Below are 24,669 nucleotides of genomic sequence, written 5' to 3' on the forward strand. Positions count from 1 at the left end.
GTCGTTTTAGCGACTTCTCTAATTTAACATTTCTTCTTTTCTTTGTCAACAACTTTTTTAAAAAGTTGTTTGAGCATTTCAAGAGTTATTTAGTTTTTCGAGTACGTCTTAGCGACATTTAATATATTACAATACTAGTTACACATACGTCAATACTTTTTTCAAAAAAAGTTTCAGAGCGTTATTTAACGCCCTGATTAATATACTATAAACCGTACTCACTTTCAATAAAATGTCGGTCTACATAATAATTGCGGTGGAATATCGCTTCGTTTTTTGCAACTACTGGTTCTACTTGAACTAACTCTTTCTCGATTAAATATTCAACAAAGACTTCTAAATCTACAGAGTAGTAACTTAATTCAGCGTGATCATGTAATTCCTGTATTGTCCAATAGGGTTGAGCAAGCATTGTTTCTAAAATATGCTGCGCCCCATCAGTCGTTCTTGAATTAATTAAAAACTCTCCAGCTAAAAATAAAAGCTCTAGACGCTTTTCCAAACTTTCATTACTCATAATCAATTCTTCATATAACTTATAAATCGCCGGGTCATTTCGCTTTACTTGAGCCCATACAGTGACTTCCGGATAGTGACCACTATCAATAATTGATAATCTCCCTAAATGATGTAGCGAAGCAACTACATGATTATAAGCATCTAAATAGTGACCATCCTCAAATAATTCTTTTCCTTCTTGATAACGGCGGATTAACTTAGCAAACTGAATTCCTGTTTTCAACTTACGACCGACAAAAGGAAACTCTTGTAGTTCTGAACGCAGCTTAAATAAAAATTCATTTCGATCGAACATAATTTTACCGTGGAATAGCCAATCGACTAAACGCTTATTCGAACCAATAAAGATCCATTTACGCAGACGCTCTTCCGTTAAAATATGCATCACCATTTTCGCATCTCCATACATATAGTGTTTTGAATAAATAGGCGTGTCACTATCTTTTACAATAATTAAAAGTACCGAATCAAATGTATCGGTCATATTCTCAGCGCCTTCACGCTTATTAATTAAAATAACCCCTAACGTCTCTGGCTGACTTGCGCGTTCCTGATAAATTGGTCTTAAAATATGTTCCATTGTTATCCCCCTATAAAATTTTGCTACTATTATATTTGTTTCTAAGTTATTGTAATCGCTATAAGTCAAATTCACTAGTGTTATCTCATTGAACATTTATTCTAATAGAAATCCGTTATTAATTATAACTAGAATAATAGAATTGTTTCGACAATAAGTTTGGAAATACCTTTAAATTCATATAATTAGGATATCACCAAAATCTTTCAAATCTACTAATCTAAATCCAATTTATGTTATAGTATATTTTAGATTAGGAGGCAATTGTAATGAAAAAGTATAATAGTAAAATTAATAAAATACGATCATTTGCATTATCCCTTATTTTCATCGGTTTTGTGATTATGTATGGTGCAATCTTTTTTAAAGACAATCAAATTCTTGTATTAATCTTCATGTCTATTGGACTTCTGTGCATTATCGGTAGTACTGCTGTTTATGGATGGATTGGACTTTTATCAACTAAAGCAGTACAGGTGGTATGTCCGGAATGCGGAAAATGGACAAAAGTATTAGGCCGTGTAGATATTTGCATGTATTGCAACGAGCCACTTACATTAGATCCTTCATTAGAAGGAAAAGAATTTAATCAAGAATACAACAAAAAATAAAGTATAAATAAGCTGCATTGATACTCGCTTGGAGTTAATGCAGTTTTTTCATACAAAAAACCTAGCAACAATCGTTACTAGGTTAAACTTTTTATTGAACTTTCTTTCCACCGACTGCAACACACTCTGGGCAAGTACCGTATACTTCCAAACGGTGCGAATTAACTTCAAAGCCTGTAACTTGAGAAGCGAATTGCTCCACTTCATTTAATCCAGGATAATGAAAATCTACAATTTTGCCGCAACATTCACAAATCATATGATAGTGATCGCCCGTTACAAAATCGAAACGACTTGCTGCGTCTCCGTAAGTAAGCTCTTTAACTAAGCCAACCTCACGAAATACTCGTAAATTATTATATACTGTTGCGACACTCATATTAGGAAACTTGCCGCAAAGTGCTTTGTATATATCATCCGCTGTTGGGTGAATCATACTTTGAATTAGATATTCCAAAATCGCATGACGCTGAGGAGTAATTCGTACACCAGTAGTCTTTAACGTGTCCAGCGCATCCTTTAAATGCATTTCAGACATCGTCATACACCCCTTTTCATACATATTATTAATTTATAATCGTTATAAATAGTGTATCGAATTTATCCTCAAGTTGTCAACAATTGCTTATTCTAATAGAGGTAAAAGTCATTAGATATAATTGCTAATTGAAAATCCATCCAAGCAAAGCTTAACTTCACTAGCAAATTTTCTCAGTTAGTAACCTCTAAGAATATCCATCTTATTTTCTAAGTCACGCTCTCCATTCAACCATTTTTGCAAACTTGGTTTAAAAATATCTAAACTTCGCTCTACATAACGAGATGAATGACTTGAAAAATGAGGAGAAAGAGTTACATTGTCTAAATCCCATAACGGACTATCTGATGGTAAAGGTTCAACTTCATATACATCTAAAACTGCATGCTCAATCAATTTGTCTTGGAGTACTTTAATGAGTGTTTCTGTTTCCACTACATCTCCTCGTCCAAAGTTCATGAAGATTGCAGAGTTTTTCATTTCCTCAAAATGCTCACGAGTTAGCAGATGCTTTGTTTCCTTCGTAGATGGGAGTATCGAAATTACAATGTCAGCCTTTGGTAAATGTATCTTCAAGTCATCCAGCCTATATGTTTCATTCATATAGGGTGCTTCAGTACCTGAACGGTTGCAGCCAATTGTATGAACATCAAATGCCTGTAATATACGTCCGATTTCTCCCCCAATTGCACCTGGTCCAATTATAAGTGCTGTGCTGCCGTTTAACTCAGTAGGTCGAGCCTTTTTATTCCATTCTTTCTTCTGTTGCTGCTCATAAATAAATGGCAATACACGTTTTAAAGCTAAAATATGCGCCAGGATCGATTCAGTCATCGGCTTTTTATGTATCCCACGTACATTTGAAACGATAATATTACGTTTTGCGATTGCTTCTGCGGGCATTTTTTCGACTCCCGCTGACGCAACGAAGATCCACTGTAATTTATCTGCATACTGCAAATGCTGTTCTTTTAGATCTTCCCCGTACGTTACTAATATTTCTGCCTGTGCAAGTTTCTCAACATCCAATTTTGTATCAAATAAAAAATCTTCTTGTGGAAATTCCGACAAAAGCGGCTGTTTTAAATCTTCACGTGGTTCAAATGTAAAATAAATCGTTGCCATTATAACTCCCCTTTGAGCACTCATTAATTTGTGCGATTTTTTAAATAGTTTAACACATCTTCAATATGATTTTTTACACGTACTTTTCTCCACTCTTTTTCAACTATGCCCTCTTCATTAATTAAAAATGTCGTACGCTCGATGCCCATATATTCCTTACCAAAATTTTTCTTCAATGTCCAAACACCATATTTCTCCGCCACTTCATGATTCTCATCCACTAATAACGAAAACGGTAATCCGTGCTTTTCGATAAATTTGGTATGTTTCGCGGCATCATCTAAACTTACCCCTAAAATTACGGCATTCAAATCTGAAAAATCTTCATATTTATCGCGGAAGTCGCAAGCCTGTGTTGTACAGCCAGGTGTTAAATCTTTCGGGTAAAAATAGAGAATAACGTTTTTACCTTTATAGTCTTCCAGCGAAATTGTTTTTCCTTCTTCGTTTTGCAATGTAAATGCTGGTGCCTGTAAATTTTCTAATGTCATAACTTTCCCTCCAAATTTTTCTTCTATGATACAAAACAATGCCCGTTGCTTCAATTTCTTTGGCGTTCCCTTTCATTACATACTACAATAGATATGAAATCATTTCATGTAACCTATTTTGGAGGAATAAATTATGAATCATACTAAATCTGAGCAACTTCATGCAGAAGCGCTCGAACATATCGTTGGCGGGGTAAATAGTCCATCCCGTTCTTATAAAGCAGTAGGCGGCGGCGCACCTGTTGTCATGGTCCGCGGTAAAGGAGCATACTTTTGGGATGTAGACGGTAATCGTTACATCGATTATTTAGCAGCCTATGGTCCAATCGTTACGGGGCACGGACATCCGCATATCGCAAAAGCTATCACCCATGCCGCAGAAACAGGTGTATTATTCGGTACACCGACAGAGCATGAAATTAAGTTTGCAAAAATGTTAAAAGAAGCAATTCCTACATTAGATAAAGTCCGTTTTAACAACTCCGGTACTGAAGCAGTGATGACATGTGTACGTGTCGCTCGTGCCTTCACCGGTCGTACAAAAATCATTAAATTTGCTGGGTGCTATCACGGTCACTTCGACCAAGTACTTGTTGCTGCGGGATCAGGTCCAGCAACATTAGGTTCACCTGACTCTGCAGGAGTTCCTCATGCTGTCGCTACAGAAGTAATTACCGTACCATTTAACAACGAGGAAGAATTCACATTAGCAATGGAAAAATGGGGCAATGATGTTGCAGGGATTTTAATCGAACCAATCGTCGGTAACTTCGGAATTGTAGAACCGCATAAAGGATTTTTGGAACATGTACATGCATTGGCAAAAGAATATGGTGCATTAACAATTCACGATGAAGTCATTACAGCTTTCCGTTTCCACTACGGTGCAGCACATACAATGCTTGGCTTAACTCCGGACTTAGTCGCAATGGGGAAAGTAATCGGCGGCGGTCTGCCAATCGGTGCATACGGTGGTCGTAAAGAAGTTATGGAAACAGTCGCTCCACTTGGCCCTGCATATCAGGCTGGTACTATGGCAGGAAACCCTGCAAGTATGCAAGCAGGTATTGCATGTCTTGAAGTGTTGCAGCAACCGGGTATTTATGAAGAAATGGATCGCTTAGGTGCTCTTCTTGAGGAAGGTATTTTAGCAGCTGCCAAAAAACATAATGTGACGATAACATTAAACCGTTTAAAAGGCGCGTTCGCAATTTACTTTACTGATGTAAAAGTGGAAAACTATGAGCAAGCGGAAAATACGGACGGTGAAAAGTTCGGTCGCTTCTTTAAATTAATGTTATCACAAGGCATCAACTTAGCACCTTCAAAATATGAAGCATGGTTCTTAACGACAGAACATACCGTAGCTGATATAGAAGAAACATTAAGAGCGGTAGATTACGCATTTTCTCAATTATAGGAACTAAAGCGAAAAGGCGCCCTCCAAGTTATTGAAGTATCCGGCGCACAAAACATTACTTGAAAGTGTCCTTTAGTGCAATATTCTATAATACGAGACAAACATGAAAGCCACTATAAATTTAGTTTATAGTGGCTTCTATATCATAACTCCGCAAGAAAGGAGGAAGTGTACATGAAACTTGGTGCACGTGTATTAAAAACTGGCGTTGCAATCGTCTTTGCCCTATTTTTAGCTCAAATATTAAATGTTCCCTCACCTGTATTTGCTGCCATTGCTGCTGTTTTTGCTATTCAGCCTTCTATTTACCGGTCTTATCTTACTATTTTAGAGCAAATGCAAGGGAATTTAATTGGAGCTACTGTTGCTGTAATATTTGGTTTACTGTTCGGACATCATATCGTTGCAGTCGGCATTGCTGCAATTATCGTACTCGGTCTTATGATGAAACTGAAGCTTGAAAAATCTATTTCACTTGCACTTGTTACTGTTATAGCCATTATGGAAGTGCCTGGTGATGACTTTTTAATGTTTGGCTTAATTCGCTTTGGAACAATTATGCTCGGTGTTTTTGCTGCCTTTGTTGTAAATTTAGTATTTTTGCCACCGAAATATGAAGTAAAGCTGTTTAAAAAAATCAACTCCATACAAGACGATATTATTCGTTGGACGCGTCTAGCTGTACGCCAAGCAAGTGAACATACATCTACTAAGATGGCCGTCAATAAATTGGAATCCCGTCTAAATGAATTGGATACAATGTATGGCTTTTTTAAAGAAGAACGCGGTTATTCCAACAAGCAAAAGTATGTAAAAGCACGGAAGCTTGTTATATATCGTCAAATGCTATTAACTTCGAAAAAAAGCTATGAATTACTAGTCCGATTGCATAAGCATGAAAACGAACTTGGTAAGCTGCCGAACAAATTTCAAATTATTATTCAGGAGCGGTTGGACTTTTTACTAACCTATCACGAACAACTATTATTGAAATATACAGGAAAACTAAGACCTGAACATTCAAAATGGACGCGGAATGAGGAATATTTACAAGGTAGTGAGCTTATGGAGCAATTCATCAAACAAATTGCTCTCGCCCAGGAAGAGGCATCTGAAGATGAACAGTTTTCAAGCTACCATTTACTTTACATTTTATCCCGAATTTTAGATTACGAGGAAAACTTAGAGCATCTGGATACATTAATCGTTTCCTACCGTAGCTATCATAGTGAGGAAAAAAATCTTAATTTAGAATCAGACTTTTATTAGACGAACTACTTAAAAAGAGAAGATGTGCTTTTTGCACACCTCCTCTTTTTAATTTTTCATTTTTGGGTCGAGTGCATCACGTAGCCCATCGCCCATTAAGTTAAATCCGATTACCGTCAACATAATTGCAAGTCCCGGGAATATCATAGCCCACGGTGCATTTAATAAAAACATCCGCGCATCTGCCAGCATTTTACCCCACTCTGGCTGAGGTGCTTCCGCTCCAAGCCCTAAAAAACCAAGTGCTGCAGCTTCAATAATAGCCGTTGCAATCGCCAATGTTCCTTGGACAATTACAGGTGTCATAGAATTCGGTAAGATATGTTTCCATAATATCCTCGTATTCCTCATCCCAATTGCTTTTGCAGCATGAATATATTCCTCTTCCTTAATACTAAGCACCCGCGAACGAATGAGTCGACCAAAGTTCGGTATATTAATGACCGCAATTGCAATTAAAGCATTTTGCAATGAAGGACCTAAAATTGAAACAATCGCAATCGCTAATAAAATACTTGGGAATGCGAGCAGAATATCAAATATCCGTGAAATAATTGTATCAACCCAACGACCATAATAACCCGCAATAATTCCCAAAAAGCTACCAGCAACTGCGGAAATTAATACTGCGGACAAACCAACTGTTAAAGAGATTCGAGCACCATGTAAAATTCGCGAAAAAATGTCACGACCCAAATCATCTGTCCCAAACCAAAATTCAGCGGATGGAGGCTGCAAGCGCATACTTAAATTTTGCTCATTAATTCCTTGGGGTGCTATAAAAGGGCCCAAAACAGCAATAAGGACAAAAAATATAACAATTGCACTGCCCACTAAGGCTGATTTACTTTTTTTGAAACTCGTCCATGCTTCTTGCCATGGCCCTTTTACTTTTTCTCCAACTTCAATTTGTCGTACTTGATTTCGTATGATTTCAGACATGCTATGCGCCTCCTCCCTAGTTGTATTTAATGCGTGTATCGATTACTGTATACAAAATATCAACGATTAAATTAATCATGACGAATAAAAAGGCAACAATTAAAATGCCCGACTGAATGACAGGATAATCTCGGAATCCTATCGCTTCATATATATAGCGTCCTATTCCAGGCCAACTAAAAATAGTTTCAGTTAATATGGCACCACCTAAAAGCATCCCCGTTTGTAAACCTACTACTGTTAACACAGGAATTAAGGCATTTTTCAAAGCGTGTTTATAAACAACAATAAACATTTTTTGCCCCTTTGCACGAGCTGTACGAACGAAATCTGATCGCATAACTTCCAGCATGGACGCTCTTGTCATACGAGCTATAATTGCTGTAGGTATTGTCGCTAGTGCAACGCCCGGCAATATTAAATGCTTGATTACATCAACAAACTGATCAAATCTACCGTGCATTAATGTATCGATTAAATAAAAATGCGTAATGGCAGTAACCGGATCTCGTACTTCCTCACGACCCGAAGTTGGCAACCATCCTAGTTGGATACTAAATGCCCATTGTTCCATCAATCCTAACCAAAATATTGGCATGGATACTCCTATTAAAGCAACAATCATTGCCATGTAATCGAACCAGGAATTTTGAAACCATGCAGAAATAATTCCAGCATTTACTCCGACAATAACAGCAATAATCATAGCGAAAAGTGCAAGTTCAAATGTAGCAGCCAAATACGGCCAAATTTCAGTGGCAATTGGTTGTCTTGTTCTTAATGAGTCACCTAAATTACCTGTAAATATCCCTTTTAAATAATCAAAGTATTGAACATACCATGGATTATCGAGCCCTAGCTTTAGGCGAAGCGCTGCTATAGCATCCGCGGTAGCTTGCTGGCCTAAAATTACTTGGGCTGGGTCACCTGGAATGGCACGAATAATTAAAAATACTAAAAAGGTCATACCGAGTAATACGGGTATTAAATGCAGTAGACGTTTGCCAATGTAGTGAAGCATGCTCTTCACCCCTTTTTTGAATGTATGTTTCTACTAGTAGAAAAAAGGAGAGGCGTATTACCTCCCCTTTCACTTAAATAAAGCCTCTATTATTCAAATGAAACCTTAGTTAATTTATCAGAACCTGTTGGATGTGGAAGGAAATCTTTCACCCCTGCTTTAGCTGCAAGTAAAGGCGTTGAGTGAGCAAGTGGTACCCACGGTGCATCTTCATGAATAATTTCCTGTGCTTTTTTGTATAAATCATTACGTACATTTTCATCAGTTTCTGACTGTGCTTTAATTAATAACTCATGCACTTCATCATTAGAATAGTACGCATAGTTATTTGAGCCGATATTGTCTTTATCCAATAATGTGTAAATGAAGTTATCTGCATCTCCGTTATCGCCAGTCCATCCAAGCATGAACGCATCTGCTTCTCCATTTTTCGCTTTTTCTAAATATGTCGCCCATTCAAATGTTACGATTTTTGATGGAATGCCTACATCTTCTAAGTTTTTCTGAATAACTTCCGCTACTTTAGCACCGTCCGGCATATATGGACGTGGTACAGGCATAGCCCATAGCTCAATTTCTTTTCCGTCATAGCCAGCTTCTGCTAATAATGCTTTCGCTTTTTCCGGATCATACGGATACGGAGAAATCGCATCGTTATAACCACTAATTGACGATGGCATTGGATTCGCTGCTACTTGTGCACGACCTTCAAAGAACGCGTCTACAATAGCTTGTTTATCAATGGCATAGTTAACCGCTTGTCGCACTAATTTGTTGTCAAAAGGTGCACGAGTATTCGTTAATCCTAAATAGCCGATGTTCATAGATGGGCGTTCAATAAGTTGTAATTCAGAATTACCTTCCACTGTTTTTCCATCTGAAGGATTAATCCCATCTGCTAAATCAATGTTACCTGCCATTAATTCATTTAGGCGCGCAGAGTTATCCGGAATTGAACGGAAAATAACTTTATCTAATTTCGGTAAACCTTCTTGCCAGTATTCGGTAAACTTCTCAATTGTAATTGAGTCATTACGTTTCCAATCAACAAATTTAAATGGACCTGTTCCTACCGGTTGATCACCAAAGCTCTCACCCGCTGCTTCAAATGCTGTTGGTGAAGCAATACCGAACGGGCTCATTGCTATGTTTTTAAGGAATGGTGCTTGCGGACGGGATAGTGTAAATACAACAGTATAATCTCCTTCTGCTGTTACATCTTTAATAATGTCTTCCCCTTCAGCTTTAAACATTGAGTTGAAGTAGTAGAAATCTTCCTCTTTTCCACCTTTCCAACGGTTAACATTTTTAATAACCGCTTCAGCATTGAAATCTGTTCCATCATGGAACATTACACCTTCTTCAAGCTGGAATGTGTAAGTTAGACCGTCTTCACTAACTTCCCACTCTTTTGCTAGACCAGGGTTGATCGTTGTATCCTGCTCTCCGAAATTTAATAACGTTTCAAACAAGTTTTGTGTTACTTTAAATGATTCGCCATCTGTTACAATACCTGGATCGAGCGAAACCGAATCTGCTCCGCGACCAAATACTAATACTTGAGGTGTTGAAGAATTCGAATTGTCTGTCGCATCACTTTCTGTATTTGTTGCATTTGAGTCTGTACCTGGCTCCGCTGTCGATGTCTCTCCATCATCAGCACCACAAGCAGCCAAAAATAGAACCATCATTAATAGCATAATGAGACTTAATGAATACACTTTACCTTTCTTCAATAAAACAACCCCCTAGATTCTTTTTCTTTTAATCTATTATCATTGCGGCGTTTCATATAAATGACACGCAACAGAATGACCCGATTTGATTTTCTGGAGCATAGGAATAACTTGTTTGCATTTTTCCATAGTATGCGGACAGCGCGTATGAAAAGTACACCCTGTTGGTGGATTGGATGGGCTCGGAATATCACCCTTTAGTAATAGTTGCTCTCTTTCATATACTGGGTCCGGTATTGGCACAGCGGATAATAACGCTTGTGTATAGGGATGAAGCGGCTCATGATACAGTGATTCACTTTCAGCAATTTCAACGAGCCTTCCTAAATACATCACACCTACTCTGTCGCTAATATGCCGTACAACACCTAAATCATGTGCAATAAATATATAAGTGAGCTTTAAATCATCCTGCAATCTTTGCATTAAATTCAATACTTGCGCTTGAATTGATACATCAAGTGCCGAGACTGGCTCATCAGCAATAATCAGTTTCGGATTGGTCATAAGCGCTCTTGCGATTCCAATACGCTGCCGTTGCCCTCCACTAAACTGATGAGGATAACGCTTCGCATGGTATGAGCTCAGTCCTACAATTTCCAAATATTCTCGAACCTTATTTTTTCTTTCCTTCGCATTGCCGATGCCATGGACAATTAACGGTTCTTCCAAAATTTTTTCTACCGTATGCCTCGGATTTAACGATGCGTACGGGTCTTGGAATACCATTTGTATATCTCTTCGAACTTTTCGCATTTGCTCACTATTTAAATCTGTAAGCTCAATACCATCAAAGAACACTTTTCCTTCTGTCGGTTCATGTAATCGCATAATTGCGCGACCGGTTGTAGACTTTCCGCATCCTGACTCCCCGACAATCCCAAGTGTTTCTCCTTCATAAAGTTCGAATGACACATCATCGACTGCCTTTACATCTCCAACATGTCGGGCAAACATCCCATGGCGAATTGGAAAATACTTCTTTAAATGATCAACTTTCAGCAGCACTTTCGACATGTGAAATCCCCCCTTCTTCCATTTCCAATAAGAAACATCGTGCTCTATGTGCCCCTGCAGCATCATATAATGGGGGATTACTAGTTAAACACCGTTCAAATGCATATTCACAGCGTGCTGCAAAACGGCACCCCTCTGAAATAGAACCTGGCTTTGGTACATTACCGGGAATGGAATAAAGCGTATCCTTCTTATAGCGCATATCAGGTACAGATTGAATGAGCCCTTTTGTATATGGATGCTGGGGGTTTTTAAATATTTCATTAACCGGTGCTTCTTCCACAATCTGACCAGCATACATTACAATGACGCGCTCACACGTTTCAGCAACGACCCCTAAATCATGCGTAATTAATAAGACCGCGGTGTTCAAACGTTCATTTAAATCACGCATTAATTTTAAAATTTGGGCTTGTATCGTTACATCTAGTGCAGTTGTTGGTTCATCCGCAATGAGCACTTTTGGATTACATACAAGAGCCATTGCAATCATAACGCGCTGCCTCATCCCGCCGGATAGCTGATGGGGGTAATCCTTAATCAGTTGCTCTGCTCTTGGTAATCCTACTAGTTTCATAATTTCTATTGCCCGCGCAGTAGATTCCTTTTTCGACCATTTCGGATGATGGATGCGTATAGCTTCAATTAACTGATTTCCGATCGTAAATAATGGATTAAGCGAAGTCATAGGCTCCTGGAAAATCATAGCGATTTCATTACCTCGAATCTTTCGCATTTGCTTATCAGAGAATTTCGAGATATCCTGACCTTTCAATAAAATGCTACCATTCGTTATTTTTCCCGGAGGACTAGGTACAAGACCCATTATGGAAAGAGAAGTTACACTTTTCCCACAACCAGATTCTCCTACGATGGCAAGAATTTCCCCCTCATGAATTGAAAAGCTTATTCGATCAACAGCAGCAACCTTTCCGCTGTCCGAAAAAAATGTAGTTTCTAACTCTCTCACTTCCAACACAGCTTTTCGACTCATTCAACCACCTCAATATTCTGAAGATTAAAAGTATTTGAAAATATGATATTATACCAATTGGAAATTTACAACATTATCGTGATATAATTTATTGAATATTATGAATATTAAATCAATAAAAAAGCTATGCTGAATTATTGTTTCAACATAGCTTTTAGGTTTTAATCTAATTTTTGTACTTGGAATAAGTTATAATATGCTCCCTCTTGCTCCATTAGTAGTTGGTGGGTTCCTGCTTCAACTACTTTCCCATGCTCTATAACAAATATATTATGTGCATGGGTAATTGTAGATAGTCGATGCGCAATAATGATTGTCGTACGATCATGTGCTAATCGGTCGAGTGAATCCTGAATAAGTGCTTCACTTTCCAAATCAAGCGCTGAAGTTGCTTCATCCAATACTAGTATTGGAGGGTTTTTCAAAAATACCCTTGCAATTGCTACCCGTTGTTTTTGACCTCCAGAAAGTTTGACTCCCCGCTCACCGACTTTAGTATCATAGCCCTCAGGTAAACTCATAATGAAATCATGAGCATTTGCCGCTTTAGCAGCTGCAACTATTTCTTCATCTGTTGCATTTGGATTACCCATTAAAATATTTTGCTTTACTGAGTCACTAAACAAAATATTATCTTGCAATACTATCCCAATTTGTGAACGTAAAGATTCTATACTTACATCTTTAACATTGTAATCATCAATTTTTACTGCGCCCTCTGTTACATCATAAAAACGTGGGATTAAGCTGACGATCGTGGACTTCCCTCCACCGCTCATCCCGACAAAGGCAACAGTTTGTCCCGGCTCAATGGTAAAATCCACATTATTCAAGATTATTTTCCCATCTTTTTCGTATTGGAAAGTGACATTTTCAAATTGAAGTTTACCCTTTGCTGGTGGAAGTAGCAGTGCATTCGGTTTATTTTGGACATCGTATTTTTCGTCCATTAACTCAAACATCCTGTCCATCGAGGCAATAGATTGTGTCAATGTTGTTGACGAGCTTACTAAACGACGTAAAGGACCATAAAGGCGTTCAATATATGCATAAAAAGCAACTAGTACACCAATTGAAAGTGCACCTTGTAAATATTGGTAACCTGCATATCCAATAACGATTAACGGTGCCATATCTGTAATTGTATTGACGACTGCAAAAGACTTCGCATTCCAACGTGAGTGGGCTAATGCTTTATTTAAAAACTCACCATTTGTATCATCAAATATTTTTTGCTCATGCTTTTCTAATGTGAAACTTTTTATAATGCTCATCCCTGCGACGCGCTCATGTAAATAACTTTGAACGCCTGCTAAGGCCTGGGATCTATCCTTAGTTAACCTTCTTAATTTACCGAAGAAGTATTTAACACTAAAAGCGTAAAACGGAAGTGCAATTAACGAAACAATTGTCAGCTTTACATCCATCGTAAACATAATGGCAATGACGATTAAAATTGTTGCTAAATCCAACCATAAATTCATTAATCCTGTCATGACAAAGTTTTTGGTTTGCTCGACATCATTAATTACCCTTGAAATTACTTCTCCAGCACGGGTATTTGCATAATACTTTAAACTCAACTTTTGTAAGTGCCCATACAATTCTTTACGTATATCAAATAATATATTATTACTTAAATTTTGCGCAAAGTATTGACGGTAATATTCGATGGGTGGTCGAATAATAAAGAATACAACGAGTGCAATACCAATCCATGTAAATAGCTGCCTCATTTTTTCTTCTGTAGACAGACCTTCTTTTAATAAAATATCATCTATAATTATTTGTAATAGCCATGGTAAAAATAACGGTATTGCAAATTTAAGTATACCGATGACGATTGTTAAAAATAAGAGCATTTTATACGGCTTTACGAACCGCATATAACGTTTAATACTATCCAATGCAAAGAACACTTCCCCTCAGAAATTTTGCAACAGCAACTATCATATCATAATTTTTCAATTACTATTTATAGTTGGACTTTACCCAAAAGAAAAACACAAGCAACCTAAAAAGTCACTTGTGTTTTGTTTACTCTTTATTTGCCTGAATTTCACTTAATAGCTCATAGCGGTTTGTCCACGATTCAATAAAGTCTGGAGCAAATGGACCACGACGCTGTTCAATCCAGCTCAATAATGTTTTGACATTGCGCTTTAAAATTTTATCAATGACTTCAGGATAATTCATTTCCAACTTGTGCTGTTCATATTCATCTTCATCCAACAATGCATGACTCATATCAGGAAACACCTTTACATCCAAATCATAGTCAATATACTTTAAGCAATTATTATCAAACACAAATGGTGAACTAATGTTGCAGTAGTAATACACTCCATCTTCACGCAGCATACAAATAATATTAAACCAATGCTCAGCATGGAAGTAACAAATCGATGGCTCACGCGTTAACCATGTGCGACCATCTGATTCGGTTACAAGTGTTTTTTCATTCGCACCGATAATGATATTTTTTGTTGCCTTTAATACCATCGTTTCTTGCCAGACACGGTGGATATTACCATTGTGCTTATAACTATGTATTTGGATTGTTTCTCCTTCAACCGGTAATGCCATCTTAAAGCCCACCTTTTCGTCTTAGCTGTCTTTATTGTATTATAACAATGCTTTAACAAAACTTGTAGTTAGAATGCAATTATTTTCAATTTTGTGTGAAAAATTCGGAAAAATGATAGTGGTTCATCCCAAAACAAAGAGGATGCTCTGAAAGTCGACACTTTCAGAACACCCTCTTCTACTTCAAATTAGAAGTTATTGTTATTACGCTTATTAAATTGAGCGTTACGTTGTTCTTGCTCACGATTTTGTTTTTGGTTTTGTCGTTGAACTTCATTAAAATTCAACTCTTGACCAAATTCTTCGTTATTATTTTGTTGATTTTGGTTATTTAGGTTGTTTTGGTTGTTTTGGTTGTTTTGGTTGTTTTGGTTGTTTTGGTTTTGGTTAAAATTATTAAAGTTTAGATCTTCACCAAATTCCTCACGATTGTTTTGGTTTTGGAATTGATTTTGGTTTTGTTGCTGGTTGTTACGATTTTGTTGGTTATTACGGTTGTTTTGATCGTTTCGCTTCATATTTTTTCACCTCCATGACCATTATTGTGGTCGGAGGGTGAATGAATTATGCACATTTTTTTTCAGTTTAATTTCCCCCAAATTTTTAACATCGGAACAGGCATTGGTATACCTTCGATTTGTTCCTTCGTCAAAAAGGCTGTATTTAACTGGTTCACTTCCCCAGTTTCAATTGCATCAATTAAATAACTGTTGATATGCCATTTCAAATGGGAAAAGATATGTTTAAAACTAATAATTCGCTCGACTAATTGCCTGTTTAAGACCACGTTATATTGTTTTTCAACTTTGGTTAAACTATTTTCATCTTCATCACGTTCAACCATTATAAATTGCCACATGTTTGCAAGCAGTCCTTCTTCCAACCTTTTTTCCATTAGATAACGTCCATCTTGATCGCGAATTACGTAAACATCATAATGGATATCTTTTGTCTTTAGCTTTTTGGATTTTACCGGTAGGCTTGCCGGGTTACCTTCATGAAAGGCAGTGCAATAATCACGTACTGGACATAGTAGGCATTTTGGGGACGTCGGAGTACAGATTAATGCTCCTAATTCCATTAATCCTTGGTTAAAGGCGGAGGGATTTTCTACATCAATTAACTTTGTTACTGCCTCTTCAAAAATTTTCTTCGTTTTTGGTAATGCAATATCTGCATCAATATTTAACACGCGACTCAATACGCGCATAACATTCCCATCAACAGCATGCTCCGGCTTACCATAAGCAATACTTAAAATTGCGCCTGCTGTATATGGCCCAACACCTTTTAACTTTGAAATATCTACCCGATTATCCGGTACTTTACCGCCGTAAACTTCGACAACTTCTCTAACACCAGCCTGTAAATTGCGCACACGGGAATAATAGCCAAGACCCTCCCACATCTTAAGAAGCTCTTCTTCCGGCGTGTATGCTAAACTTTCCGCTGTCGGATATTTTTCTATAAATCGATTGTAGTATGGGATTACTGTGTCCACCCTTGTTTGTTGAAGCATCACTTCAGAAACCCAAATTTGATAGGGCTCTTTCGTATGACGCCACGGCAAATCTCGTTGTTCCTCTAAATACCATGTAACTAATGCTTGGCGAAATTGTTTTATATATGGATAGTTCAAAATGTCCTCCAAAAATTCGATTTTATTTCCTTAAAAAAGGGTATATTATTAAATAAATTACGTTGAGGCTTACCTTCTTTAATGTTTATACATTGAAATAAGCTATATATTTCCGTTCTGGAACGGTTTGATGATCGAGGGGATGATAACTTTGGATTCAGGCACACATTTTGTAATGGGTATTGCTATTGGTGGCCTAGCACTTGTTGACCCCACTGTTGCTAGCCATTCAATAACATTTACCGCTGTTATGGCCGGAACGATTATTGGTCAGCAGGCACCTGATATTGATACGGTTTTGAAATTTCGCAATAACGCAATCTATATACGACATCATCGGGGAATTACACACTCGATCCCTGCTGTTTTATTATGGCCTTTATTAATAACAGGTGCACTCGCCATTATTCTACCTGACGCTCATTTGTTTAATGTATGGTTATGGACTCAGATTGCAGTATTTTTACATGTCTTTGTCGACATTTTTAATGCATACGGTACCCAAGCTTTACGCCCATTCTCAAAAAAATGGGTAGCACTCGGTGTTATCAATACATTCGATCCATTTATATTTGGGATTCATTGTATAGGTATTCTACTTTGGCTATTCGGTACAGAACCCGTTTTAACATTTACTATAATGTATCTAATTATTTTTGTTTACTATATTTTACGCTTTGCCATTCAAAAGGCAATTAAGTCTGCCGTTCATCACGAATTGCAAGATGAGGAATTTGTCATTGTGGCTCCGACAATGCGTTTCTTCCATTGGAAAATAGCTGCAAAGTCAAAAACGCATTTTTACGTAGGCCGTGCTTATCGAAGAACTGTCAACATCTATGACAAGTTCAAAATTGAGCCTATTCCAAAAACAGAGCTCGTTGAAAAAGCGATTAAAGATCCGAATCTTGATGCGTTTTTATCATTTTCCCCACTCTATAGATGGGAGATTTCCGAGCTTGAAAATGGAATAACGGAACTTCGATTAATTGATTTGCGCTATCGCAGTAACGACCGCTACCCATTCGTTGCCGTCGCACATTTAGATAAAGAACTTAACATCGTAAATTCTTATACAGGTTGGATATTTACGGAAGAAAAGTTACAAAAGCGTTTACAAATAGGCGCTGGAAATGAATAAATGACAAACCCTCTAAAACCAACTCATTTTGGTTATTAAACGGGGAAAACCACCAGCATAAACTGGTGGTTTTTTAGTTCAATGTATCTTCACTATCATTCAATAAATGAGCATATTTTGGATTTTTCGCTGCGAATAGGTGAAGCTTATCTCCATAACTTTCAATTAACTGACTGACTAATTGTCCTGTATATTCCGTGCCGCGATAACTTGCACCGGCCTTTGCCGAGGTTGATTCAAAATCACTGCATAATAGTTCCACCCATGTACGGGCACGACCTGTTGGCAAGTTTGGATTTTTGTCCAAAAGTTGCTTTGTCAGTTTTTGATAAATCTCTTCCATTTTACTTCCCTTCCTTTACCGGACGTAACATTGATACGGGTAATGCCTCTTCAAAACGTTCAGAACCTAATCGGTGTCCCCATGCGAAACGCCCTTTTAAATAATCTACTTGAAAAAATTCACCGGGTGAACCATTTAAACGGTATAACTCCCCGGGAATAATTGTTGAAAGATCGACTAAATAGGCTTCAGCCATCAGTGCTTTGCGCTCAAAAACCGCATATTCATTTACTATCCCTAATTGCTCAGCTTTTCGTGCTCTTTCACGTAAATTGGCAACTTCTTGGCGTAATTCTTGATCCGACATTCTACTATAAGTTAATTCATTCATTTTGGTGTTGCTCCTTTTGATCAATATATTCTTTTATTTTATCTATCGGAAAGCCCTTTTGATACAGAGCTTGCTTTACTTTTTGATGCAACTCAAATCCAGTTAGCTTCGATGCATATTTGCGCCAAAGTTTATCGCCCTGATTTTCGATTAATAGCTCCCAATCTTCATCATGGCGTTCAAGTTTTATTTGTTCAAGTATTTCAGTCACTATGGAATAAGAATAGCCTTTGCGGAGGAGTACATCCTGGATTTTTTGTTTCACTTGAGTCGGTGTTTTGTTTTCATTGGACCTAATTGCTTTTTCTGCTAATTCCATTGCAATCTTCAGTTGCTCATCATGACTAAATGTTCCCAATACTTGTTGCTGCAATTCTTTATCAATGCCTTTTTTTATGAAGTCTTGTCGGATAGCTGCGGGGCCTTTTTTGGCAGTACGCTTTCTCGTTTCAAGGAGTGCTTTTGAGTAACTTTCATCATTCAAAAAACCTAAGCCTGTTAGTTTATGAATAGCTTCCTGAATGACAGCTTCCCCATAACCTAATTGTAACAGCTTTGTTTTCACTTCATGTTTACTGCGCATTTGAAAGCTTAAAAAATTCAGCGCCTTATTAAATGCCTTTGCAATCTCATCTTCATATTGTATTTCATCTATTTCCATCTGCTCAAGTACTTTGCCTTTTTGCAGACCAAATTTAATAAGTGTACCTTCATCGACCGCAAACGAATATTTTTCGTTTAAATATATATTATAACGTTGTTGATTGTTTTTTTGCCGTCCGATTTTTGTTATTACTTGCACTATGCACACCTCACAATAACCTTGTTCATTCTAGTATACATGTTTTTACTTTCTCTTTCATGAAACGGTATACTTAACTAACTAGACTAATTAAAGGAGGGTGTTATTTGTGAGAGTTGCTATTGCAGGCGGGACAGGAATGGTTGGTCGTAAATTAAGTGAGCGGCTAATTGAAAACGGACATGACGTAATAATATTGACACGTGGCGAGCAACAGTTTAAAAACGGTATTCAGTACGTTCAATGGTTAAATGACGACGCGACCCCTGAGCTTTATGTTGAAAACACTGATGTTTTTATAAATTTGGCTGGTGTATCTTTAAACGATGGTCGATGGACAGAAGAACAAAAGGAAAAGATTTATAACAGTCGAATGAATGCAACAGATGAAGTAATCCGTATATTGCAACGCTTACAATATAAACCTCAGATTTTAATTAATGCGAGCGCAGTCGGGATTTATCCGGTATCAGAAACTGCTGTCTACACAGAGCAGTCTAATGAAAAAGCAAATGATTTTTTAGGGCAAGTTGTTGCACACTGGGAAGAAAAAGCACTACAAGCTGAGCAACTCGGTATTCGTACTTGTTTAACTCGGTTTGGTGTCATTTTACAAAACGGTGAAGGCGCATTGCCTATGATGGTGCTTCCTTATCAACTTGGCATCGGCGGAACTATCGGATCGGGTAATCAGTGGCTAAGTTGGATTCATATAGAAGATGTAGTGAGAGCTATGCTGTTCCTAATTTCAGACGAAAGCTTATCCGGACCAATTAATTTTACAACACCGAATGTGAAAAGAATGAAAGAATTCGGGAAATCAATTGGCTTAGCACTAAATCGCCCTCATTGGCTTCCTGTTCCAAGCACAGTTTTAAAGCTTGCACTTGGTGAAAAAAGTATTCTTGTTCTTGAAGGGCAGCACGTATTTCCGGAAAAATTATTAAATGCTAATTTTGAATTTCAGTTCGTATCTGTCGAAGATGCCATTCGTAATTTATATAAATGAATAAAACGTGGCATTTCACGCAACCTACTTGTAAAAGGAGGTTGCTTTTTTAATGAAACGACACATTTTAGGAATTAGCTTCGTTTTACTCGTTGCATTAGTATCATTTATTTCAGTAGCCGAGGCTGAGGAATTTCACTGGGGCTTTAAACCGAGCAAAAATGGCGAGCCAGTGGAAATTGGAGAACCTTTAGAAACATTAATGAACAAATACGGTGCTATTTATAAAGGTAGCCCAGAGAAGAAAATTGTTTATTTAACATTCGATAATGGCTACGAAAATGGCTATACCGAAAGCATTTTAAATACGCTAAGGGAAGAAAATGCACCGGCTACATTCTTTTTGACTGGTCACTATTTGACGAGTGCGACCGATTTAGTAAAAACAATGGTCAAAGATGGACATATTATCGGGAACCACTCTTACGGTCATCCTAACATGGCTCGGCTATCTGCTGCTGAAATGAAAACTGAATGGAAAAAATTTGATGATAAGTTAAATGAACTAACTGGTGTAAAACGTACGTACTATGCCCGACCACCAGAAGGAATTTTTAATGAAGAAGTATTAAAAGTTGGTAATGAAGCTGGTTATCGCCATATGTTCTGGTCGATCGCCTTCAAAGACTGGTTAAAGGATGAGCGACGTGGTGCCCAATATGCTTATGATGCACTAATGGGACAGCTTCATCCAGGTGCAATAATTCTGATGCATACTGTCGCACAGGATAATGCCGAAGCAATACCGCAATTTATAAAAGATGCAAAAGCCCAAGGTTACACATTCGGCTCTCTGGATGACTTAGTACTTGAGCACGAAAAAATATCTCCATATTAGGAAAGTTGCGTTCCTTTCTTTCCATTACAATTTCCGTTATACTGAAATGATGAAAAGAAGGAAGTGGCTCGCACTAATTTTTGGTGCGAGTCACTCTATTTAAAGGACGTGTAAAAACTTGAGTGAATTAAAAATGGAAGTCGGGCAAAAGTTCCCGTTAACAATAAAGCGCCTAGGTATTAATGGTGAAGGTGTAGGGTTTTATAAACGTAATGTAGTATTTGTAAAAGGGGCTATTCCTGGAGAAGAAGTAACAGTTAGGTTAACAAAAGTATCTCCAAAGTTTTCCGAAGCCGAAATATTGAACATTCGTAAAGAGAGCGAATTCCGTCAAGAAGCACCATGCCCTGTTTATTCAGAATGTGGAGGCTGCCAATTACAGCATATGACGTATGATGCTCAACTAGTTAACAAGCGTGATATCGTTATTCAAGCATTTGAAAAATATGCAAAGGATATTGCAGAAACAGCCGAAATCCGTCCAACTATCGGTATGGATAACCCTTGGCACTACCGTAATAAATCTCAATTCCAAGTGCGTAAAGAAGGTAAGCGTGTCTATGCTGGACTTTTTGCAGAAGGAACGAATCAACTTTTAAATATTAACGATTGCCTCGTGCAACATCCTGTAACATCAAAAATTACAGTAGCTACACGTAAAATTTTACAAAAATTAAATATCCCTATTTATGATGGGAAATCATTAAATGGGTTAGTACGTACTATTGTAGTGCGTACAGGTATGCGTTCTGGTGAAACACAAGTCTGTCTTGTGACAACTCGTCATGAATTACCGCATAAAGAGGAGTTAATTGAACGCATCAAAAAAATTGATCCCTCTATCGTATCAATTACACAAAACGTAAATCGTGAAAAAACATCTCTTATCTTTGGTAGTGATACGTATGTATTAGATGGTAAAGATGCCATTCATGAAAAATTAGGCGAATTTGCATTTGATTTATCAACTCGTGCATTTTTCCAGCTAAACCCAGAGCAAACAGTTCATTTATATAATGAAATAAAAAAAGCTGCTGCACTTACTGGAAAAGAAAATGTAGTTGATGCTTACTGTGGTGTTGGCACAATTGGTATGTGGCTTGCAGAAGGTGCTCGTGAAGTACGCGGTATGGATAATGTCGATGAAGCAATTGCTGATGCAAAATATAATGCCCGCACAAATGATAATTTACAACATGTACGTTTCTTCCCAGGCTCGGCCGATAAATGGCTATTCCGTTGGTCAAAAGAAGATTATCGTCCAGATGTAATTTGTGTAGATCCTCCTCGTACAGGATTGGAGCCAGGCTTTATTAGAACAGTATTAAAAATAAAACCTAAGCGTTTCGTGTATACATCGTGTAACCCGTCTACGCTGGCACGTGATTTGAAAGACTTATCAAAAGCGTATAAAGTGGAGTACATTCAGCCAGTTGATATGTTCCCCCAAACAGCACAAGTTGAATGTGTTGTAAAATTAACGTTAAAGAAATAATAGCTAACACCTTCATCAAAATAATTTTGATGAAGGTGTTTTTCGTATCTGTCCCCAAATTCTCTCATTTTTCATGTAAAATAGAATTTGCTAGGAGGTATTTAAATGAAAAATATTATATTTGTAATTATTACATTCATTCTCTCTTATTGGGGTATTTCATCACTCGGAGGCTTTATCTTTCCTAGTAATGATGAAAATTCCGCAACTTCAGCCAGCTCATTGCAGGCCGCTGTTACATTCGGTGGTGTAAATTATTTAAATGTATTTATCTACATAATTTTAGCAATGATTTTAACAACGATCATATTCTTTTCAGTAAAAAGCAGACGTCCTTAATTGGAACGTCTGCTTTTTACTATATAGAAAGTTTTTTTGTTTTACCAAATAATATTACAATCGCAACAGCTAACAGCATTACAGAAATAACAAATAAAAATCCGCTGTCTGGAAAAACTTCCAAATACAATCCCCCTAATAATGGTCCCGATAAACTTCCCAGACTAAAGAAAATACCGCAAAGTAAATTACCCGTTGGCAATAATTCTTTAGGCGTCAAATCTGTCATGTAGGTTATGCCTAGCGAGAACATTGAACCAACACTCATCCCGGCTAATAAAAAGGTAGCCGCAACAAATATTTCGGAATTCTCCCAAAAGTTGCCGATAAAGAAAAAGGTGCTGCCTACCATTAATCCTGAAACGATGACTTTACGGCGTCCAATTTTATCACCCAATGCACCTAGTGGAAATTGCATTAAGATAGCTCCAATTGAAAAACTCGCTAAAATGATAGAAACATATGCTATATTAAAGTCTTTTCGTAACGCGTAAACCGGGAATAAAGCATTTAGAGAGGACTCCAAAAAACCGTATACAAATGGGGGCAAAAATGCAATCCATCCATATTTCACTGCCAACTTATAACGTGAAAAACTATTTTGATTTGCATCTCCTGCCAACGTTTCCGGCTTCTCATTTTTAACAAGAAATACTAAAGACCATGCTAATAGGCATAATCCCGATGACACAATAAACGGAAAGCTTTCGGATATTTTAATCAGCGGTACAAATAACGGACCAACCGCAAACCCTATCCCAAAAGATAATCCATATATAGACATGGCTTTTCCAAGTTTATGAGAAGCTGTCGACGTTGTAATCCATGTTTGGGTTGCAAAATGTAATGCATGATCACCGATTCCGATTAATAATCGCAAAATAAACCAGAACATAACACTTTTCCAAAATGGAAATAACATTAATGATATAAAAACTAACGCCCCGCCAAATACAATAATGGGTTTGTACCCGTATTTGCGTAAAGGCTGCTCAATAAATGGGGAAATTAATAAAGTCCCTATGTATAACCCTGTTGCATTCAAGCCATTAAGTGTAGATGACACGCCATCCCCTTCAAATATGACTGAAATAAGCGGCAATAGCATACCTTGCGAAAAGCCTGAAATTGATACGATAATAACTAAAATAATAAATCTTCGCTGATTATAACTCATTTCATTATTCTCCCTTGATTCATACATTCTATCGTATCATAGCCATTTATAAATGGGGAGAACTCAATAAACAGTTCAGAAAAATATAAAACCCTAGCCAACTTTATCTCTAAAAGTTAACTAGGGTTTTAAATATCACTTAATTCCATTTTATTCTTGCGTAAACAGTCGTCTCGACTAATTGCCGAAAATGTTTAAACGTCCTCCTTTTTTTGAGTTTGTCTATACAATTTTTTTCCGACCATCTCCTCTTCTTTAAGTATGAGTTTACTTTATCACAAGACTTCAATATTGTAAATATTCAAAATACATAGAATCTTAAAATAATTAACAAGTACTATATAATTTCCTAATTTTTTAAGCTAATTTAATAGATAAGGTATATAAATTCTCTCTAGCGCAAGTTGTCAATTAACTTTTCCAGTAGAACGTAGTATAATGTTCGTATGTAAACACAAAAGGAGCATTACTAACTATGAAGCCAATTACGAATAAAGAGCAGCAAGTAACGTATCTAAAGGAACGTTTAGAAATTTTCCTTGAAGTGTTGGATGCTATTGACCCTGAAACAACTGAACTAGAAGATATCGATCGCTTAATTCAAATGATGGATGATTTAGAAGATAAAATGGACCAATTCCAATCACGCGAAGAAAAATAAAAATCTTAAAAGGCTGTGTAAAAGTGTACTTTACTTTTACACAGC

26 protein-coding genes are annotated in these 24,669 nt (G+C 37.2%); 9 read left to right on the forward strand and 17 right to left on the reverse strand.

Features of this window, described 5'->3' with window-relative positions; all coding sequences use genetic code 11:
• Positions 1–205 precede the first annotated feature (205 nt).
• Positions 206–1,099, reverse strand: a complete 894-nt coding sequence (locus MHH95_RS01550; RefSeq protein ID WP_340726175.1) for a nucleotidyltransferase-like protein — start codon at positions 1,097–1,099, stop codon at positions 206–208.
• A 269-nt stretch (positions 1,100–1,368) separates the two neighbouring features.
• Here MHH95_RS01550 and MHH95_RS01555 point away from each other — a divergent pair, with 269 nt between their 5' ends.
• The gene (locus tag MHH95_RS01555; RefSeq protein WP_191701029.1) at positions 1,369–1,710 is read left to right on the forward strand and encodes a YgzB family protein; all 342 of its coding nucleotides are present in this window, start codon (positions 1,369–1,371) and stop codon (positions 1,708–1,710) included.
• A 91-nt stretch (positions 1,711–1,801) separates the two neighbouring features.
• Here MHH95_RS01555 and perR read toward each other — a convergent pair whose 3' ends face one another.
• From perR to bcp, 3 genes are all read right to left on the reverse strand, one after another.
• Entirely contained in the window at positions 1,802–2,248 is a 447-nt protein-coding gene (perR, locus tag MHH95_RS01560; protein WP_191701028.1) for a peroxide-responsive transcriptional repressor PerR, read from the reverse strand.
• Positions 2,249–2,425: 177 nt separating this feature from the next.
• Positions 2,426–3,373 (reverse strand): D-2-hydroxyacid dehydrogenase, encoded by a 948-nt coding sequence (locus MHH95_RS01565; protein WP_340726176.1) that lies wholly within the window; start codon positions 3,371–3,373, stop codon positions 2,426–2,428.
• A 23-nt stretch (positions 3,374–3,396) separates the two neighbouring features.
• Positions 3,397–3,864, reverse strand: coding sequence for a thioredoxin-dependent thiol peroxidase (gene bcp / locus MHH95_RS01570; protein ID WP_340726177.1), 468 nt, complete (start codon positions 3,862–3,864; stop codon positions 3,397–3,399).
• Positions 3,865–3,997: 133 nt separating this feature from the next.
• Here bcp and MHH95_RS01575 point away from each other — a divergent pair, with 133 nt between their 5' ends.
• Both MHH95_RS01575 and MHH95_RS01580 read left to right on the forward strand, forming a co-directional pair.
• Positions 3,998–5,284: a glutamate-1-semialdehyde 2,1-aminomutase gene (locus tag MHH95_RS01575; protein ID WP_340726178.1), complete on the forward strand. Its 1,287-nt coding sequence runs from the start codon at positions 3,998–4,000 to the stop codon at positions 5,282–5,284.
• Positions 5,285–5,458: 174 nt separating this feature from the next.
• On the forward strand, positions 5,459–6,553 hold the full coding sequence (locus MHH95_RS01580; protein ID WP_340726179.1) for an aromatic acid exporter family protein: 1,095 nt from the start codon (positions 5,459–5,461) through the stop codon (positions 6,551–6,553).
• A gap of 48 nt (positions 6,554–6,601) precedes the next feature.
• Here MHH95_RS01580 and nikC read toward each other — a convergent pair whose 3' ends face one another.
• From nikC to mutY, 9 genes are all read right to left on the reverse strand, one after another.
• A complete protein-coding gene (gene nikC / locus MHH95_RS01585) occupies positions 6,602–7,495 on the reverse strand; it encodes a nickel transporter permease (protein ID WP_340726180.1) in 894 nt (297 codons plus the stop codon).
• A 16-nt stretch (positions 7,496–7,511) separates the two neighbouring features.
• Positions 7,512–8,516 (reverse strand): ABC transporter permease, encoded by a 1,005-nt coding sequence (locus MHH95_RS01590; protein ID WP_340726181.1) that lies wholly within the window; start codon positions 8,514–8,516, stop codon positions 7,512–7,514.
• A gap of 89 nt (positions 8,517–8,605) precedes the next feature.
• Positions 8,606–10,252, reverse strand: a complete 1,647-nt coding sequence (locus MHH95_RS01595; RefSeq protein WP_340726182.1) for an ABC transporter substrate-binding protein — start codon at positions 10,250–10,252, stop codon at positions 8,606–8,608.
• 39 nt (positions 10,253–10,291) lie between these two features.
• Positions 10,292–11,269: an ABC transporter ATP-binding protein gene (locus MHH95_RS01600; protein ID WP_340726183.1), complete on the reverse strand. Its 978-nt coding sequence runs from the start codon at positions 11,267–11,269 to the stop codon at positions 10,292–10,294.
• A complete protein-coding gene (locus MHH95_RS01605) occupies positions 11,244–12,263 on the reverse strand; it encodes an ABC transporter ATP-binding protein (RefSeq protein ID WP_340726184.1) in 1,020 nt (339 codons plus the stop codon). Before MHH95_RS01605 ends, MHH95_RS01600 begins: the two co-directional genes overlap by 26 nt.
• A gap of 161 nt (positions 12,264–12,424) precedes the next feature.
• Positions 12,425–14,149 (reverse strand): ABC transporter ATP-binding protein, encoded by a 1,725-nt coding sequence (locus MHH95_RS01610; protein ID WP_340726185.1) that lies wholly within the window; start codon positions 14,147–14,149, stop codon positions 12,425–12,427.
• A 151-nt stretch (positions 14,150–14,300) separates the two neighbouring features.
• Positions 14,301–14,849: a nucleoside tri-diphosphate phosphatase gene (ntdP, locus tag MHH95_RS01615; protein WP_191701017.1), complete on the reverse strand. Its 549-nt coding sequence runs from the start codon at positions 14,847–14,849 to the stop codon at positions 14,301–14,303.
• A gap of 188 nt (positions 14,850–15,037) precedes the next feature.
• Entirely contained in the window at positions 15,038–15,367 is a 330-nt protein-coding gene (locus MHH95_RS01620; RefSeq protein ID WP_340726186.1) for a hypothetical protein, read from the reverse strand.
• A 62-nt stretch (positions 15,368–15,429) separates the two neighbouring features.
• Positions 15,430–16,488: an A/G-specific adenine glycosylase gene (gene mutY, locus MHH95_RS01625; RefSeq protein ID WP_340726187.1), complete on the reverse strand. Its 1,059-nt coding sequence runs from the start codon at positions 16,486–16,488 to the stop codon at positions 15,430–15,432.
• Between the two features lie 151 nt (positions 16,489–16,639).
• Between mutY and MHH95_RS01630 the strand changes: the two genes are divergently transcribed.
• The gene (locus MHH95_RS01630) at positions 16,640–17,629 is read left to right on the forward strand and encodes a metal-dependent hydrolase (protein WP_340726188.1); all 990 of its coding nucleotides are present in this window, start codon (positions 16,640–16,642) and stop codon (positions 17,627–17,629) included.
• A gap of 73 nt (positions 17,630–17,702) precedes the next feature.
• Here MHH95_RS01630 and MHH95_RS01635 read toward each other — a convergent pair whose 3' ends face one another.
• Genes MHH95_RS01635 through recX form a run of 3 tightly spaced genes read right to left on the reverse strand, consistent with a single transcriptional unit; the run spans position 17,703 to position 19,105 of the window.
• The gene (locus tag MHH95_RS01635; RefSeq protein ID WP_340726189.1) at positions 17,703–17,972 is read right to left on the reverse strand and encodes a YfhJ family protein; all 270 of its coding nucleotides are present in this window, start codon (positions 17,970–17,972) and stop codon (positions 17,703–17,705) included.
• 1 nt (position 17,973) lies between these two features.
• Positions 17,974–18,303 (reverse strand): YfhH family protein, encoded by a 330-nt coding sequence (locus MHH95_RS01640; protein ID WP_340726190.1) that lies wholly within the window; start codon positions 18,301–18,303, stop codon positions 17,974–17,976.
• Positions 18,296–19,105, reverse strand: coding sequence for a recombination regulator RecX (gene recX, locus MHH95_RS01645; protein WP_340726191.1), 810 nt, complete (start codon positions 19,103–19,105; stop codon positions 18,296–18,298). The genes MHH95_RS01640 and recX overlap by 8 nt, the downstream gene beginning before the upstream one ends.
• 109 nt (positions 19,106–19,214) lie before the next feature.
• Between recX and MHH95_RS01650 the strand changes: the two genes are divergently transcribed.
• From MHH95_RS01650 to MHH95_RS01665, 4 genes are all read left to right on the forward strand, one after another.
• The gene (locus tag MHH95_RS01650) at positions 19,215–20,114 is read left to right on the forward strand and encodes a TIGR01777 family oxidoreductase (protein ID WP_340726192.1); all 900 of its coding nucleotides are present in this window, start codon (positions 19,215–19,217) and stop codon (positions 20,112–20,114) included.
• 52 nt (positions 20,115–20,166) lie between these two features.
• Positions 20,167–20,952 carry a polysaccharide deacetylase family protein gene (locus MHH95_RS01655; RefSeq protein ID WP_340726193.1) on the forward strand — a complete coding sequence of 262 codons (786 nt, stop codon included), beginning with the start codon at positions 20,167–20,169 and terminating at the stop codon, positions 20,950–20,952.
• A 133-nt stretch (positions 20,953–21,085) separates the two neighbouring features.
• Positions 21,086–22,447: a 23S rRNA (uracil(1939)-C(5))-methyltransferase RlmD gene (gene rlmD, locus MHH95_RS01660; RefSeq protein WP_340727285.1), complete on the forward strand. Its 1,362-nt coding sequence runs from the start codon at positions 21,086–21,088 to the stop codon at positions 22,445–22,447.
• 105 nt (positions 22,448–22,552) lie between these two features.
• Positions 22,553–22,786, forward strand: coding sequence for a carboxypeptidase (locus MHH95_RS01665; RefSeq protein WP_340726194.1), 234 nt, complete (start codon positions 22,553–22,555; stop codon positions 22,784–22,786).
• A gap of 19 nt (positions 22,787–22,805) precedes the next feature.
• Here the strand turns inward: MHH95_RS01665 and MHH95_RS01670 are convergent, their stop codons facing one another.
• Positions 22,806–23,963, reverse strand: a complete 1,158-nt coding sequence (locus tag MHH95_RS01670) for an MFS transporter (RefSeq protein ID WP_340726195.1) — start codon at positions 23,961–23,963, stop codon at positions 22,806–22,808.
• Between the two features lie 475 nt (positions 23,964–24,438).
• Between MHH95_RS01670 and MHH95_RS01675 the strand changes: the two genes are divergently transcribed.
• A complete protein-coding gene (locus tag MHH95_RS01675; RefSeq protein ID WP_191701006.1) occupies positions 24,439–24,624 on the forward strand; it encodes an SE1561 family protein in 186 nt (61 codons plus the stop codon).
• Positions 24,625–24,669: the final 45 nt, after the last annotated feature.

The sequence above is a fragment of the Solibacillus sp. FSL K6-4121 genome (assembly GCF_038002585.1).
In the GTDB taxonomy this organism is placed as follows: domain Bacteria; phylum Bacillota; class Bacilli; order Bacillales_A; family Planococcaceae; genus Solibacillus; species Solibacillus faecavium.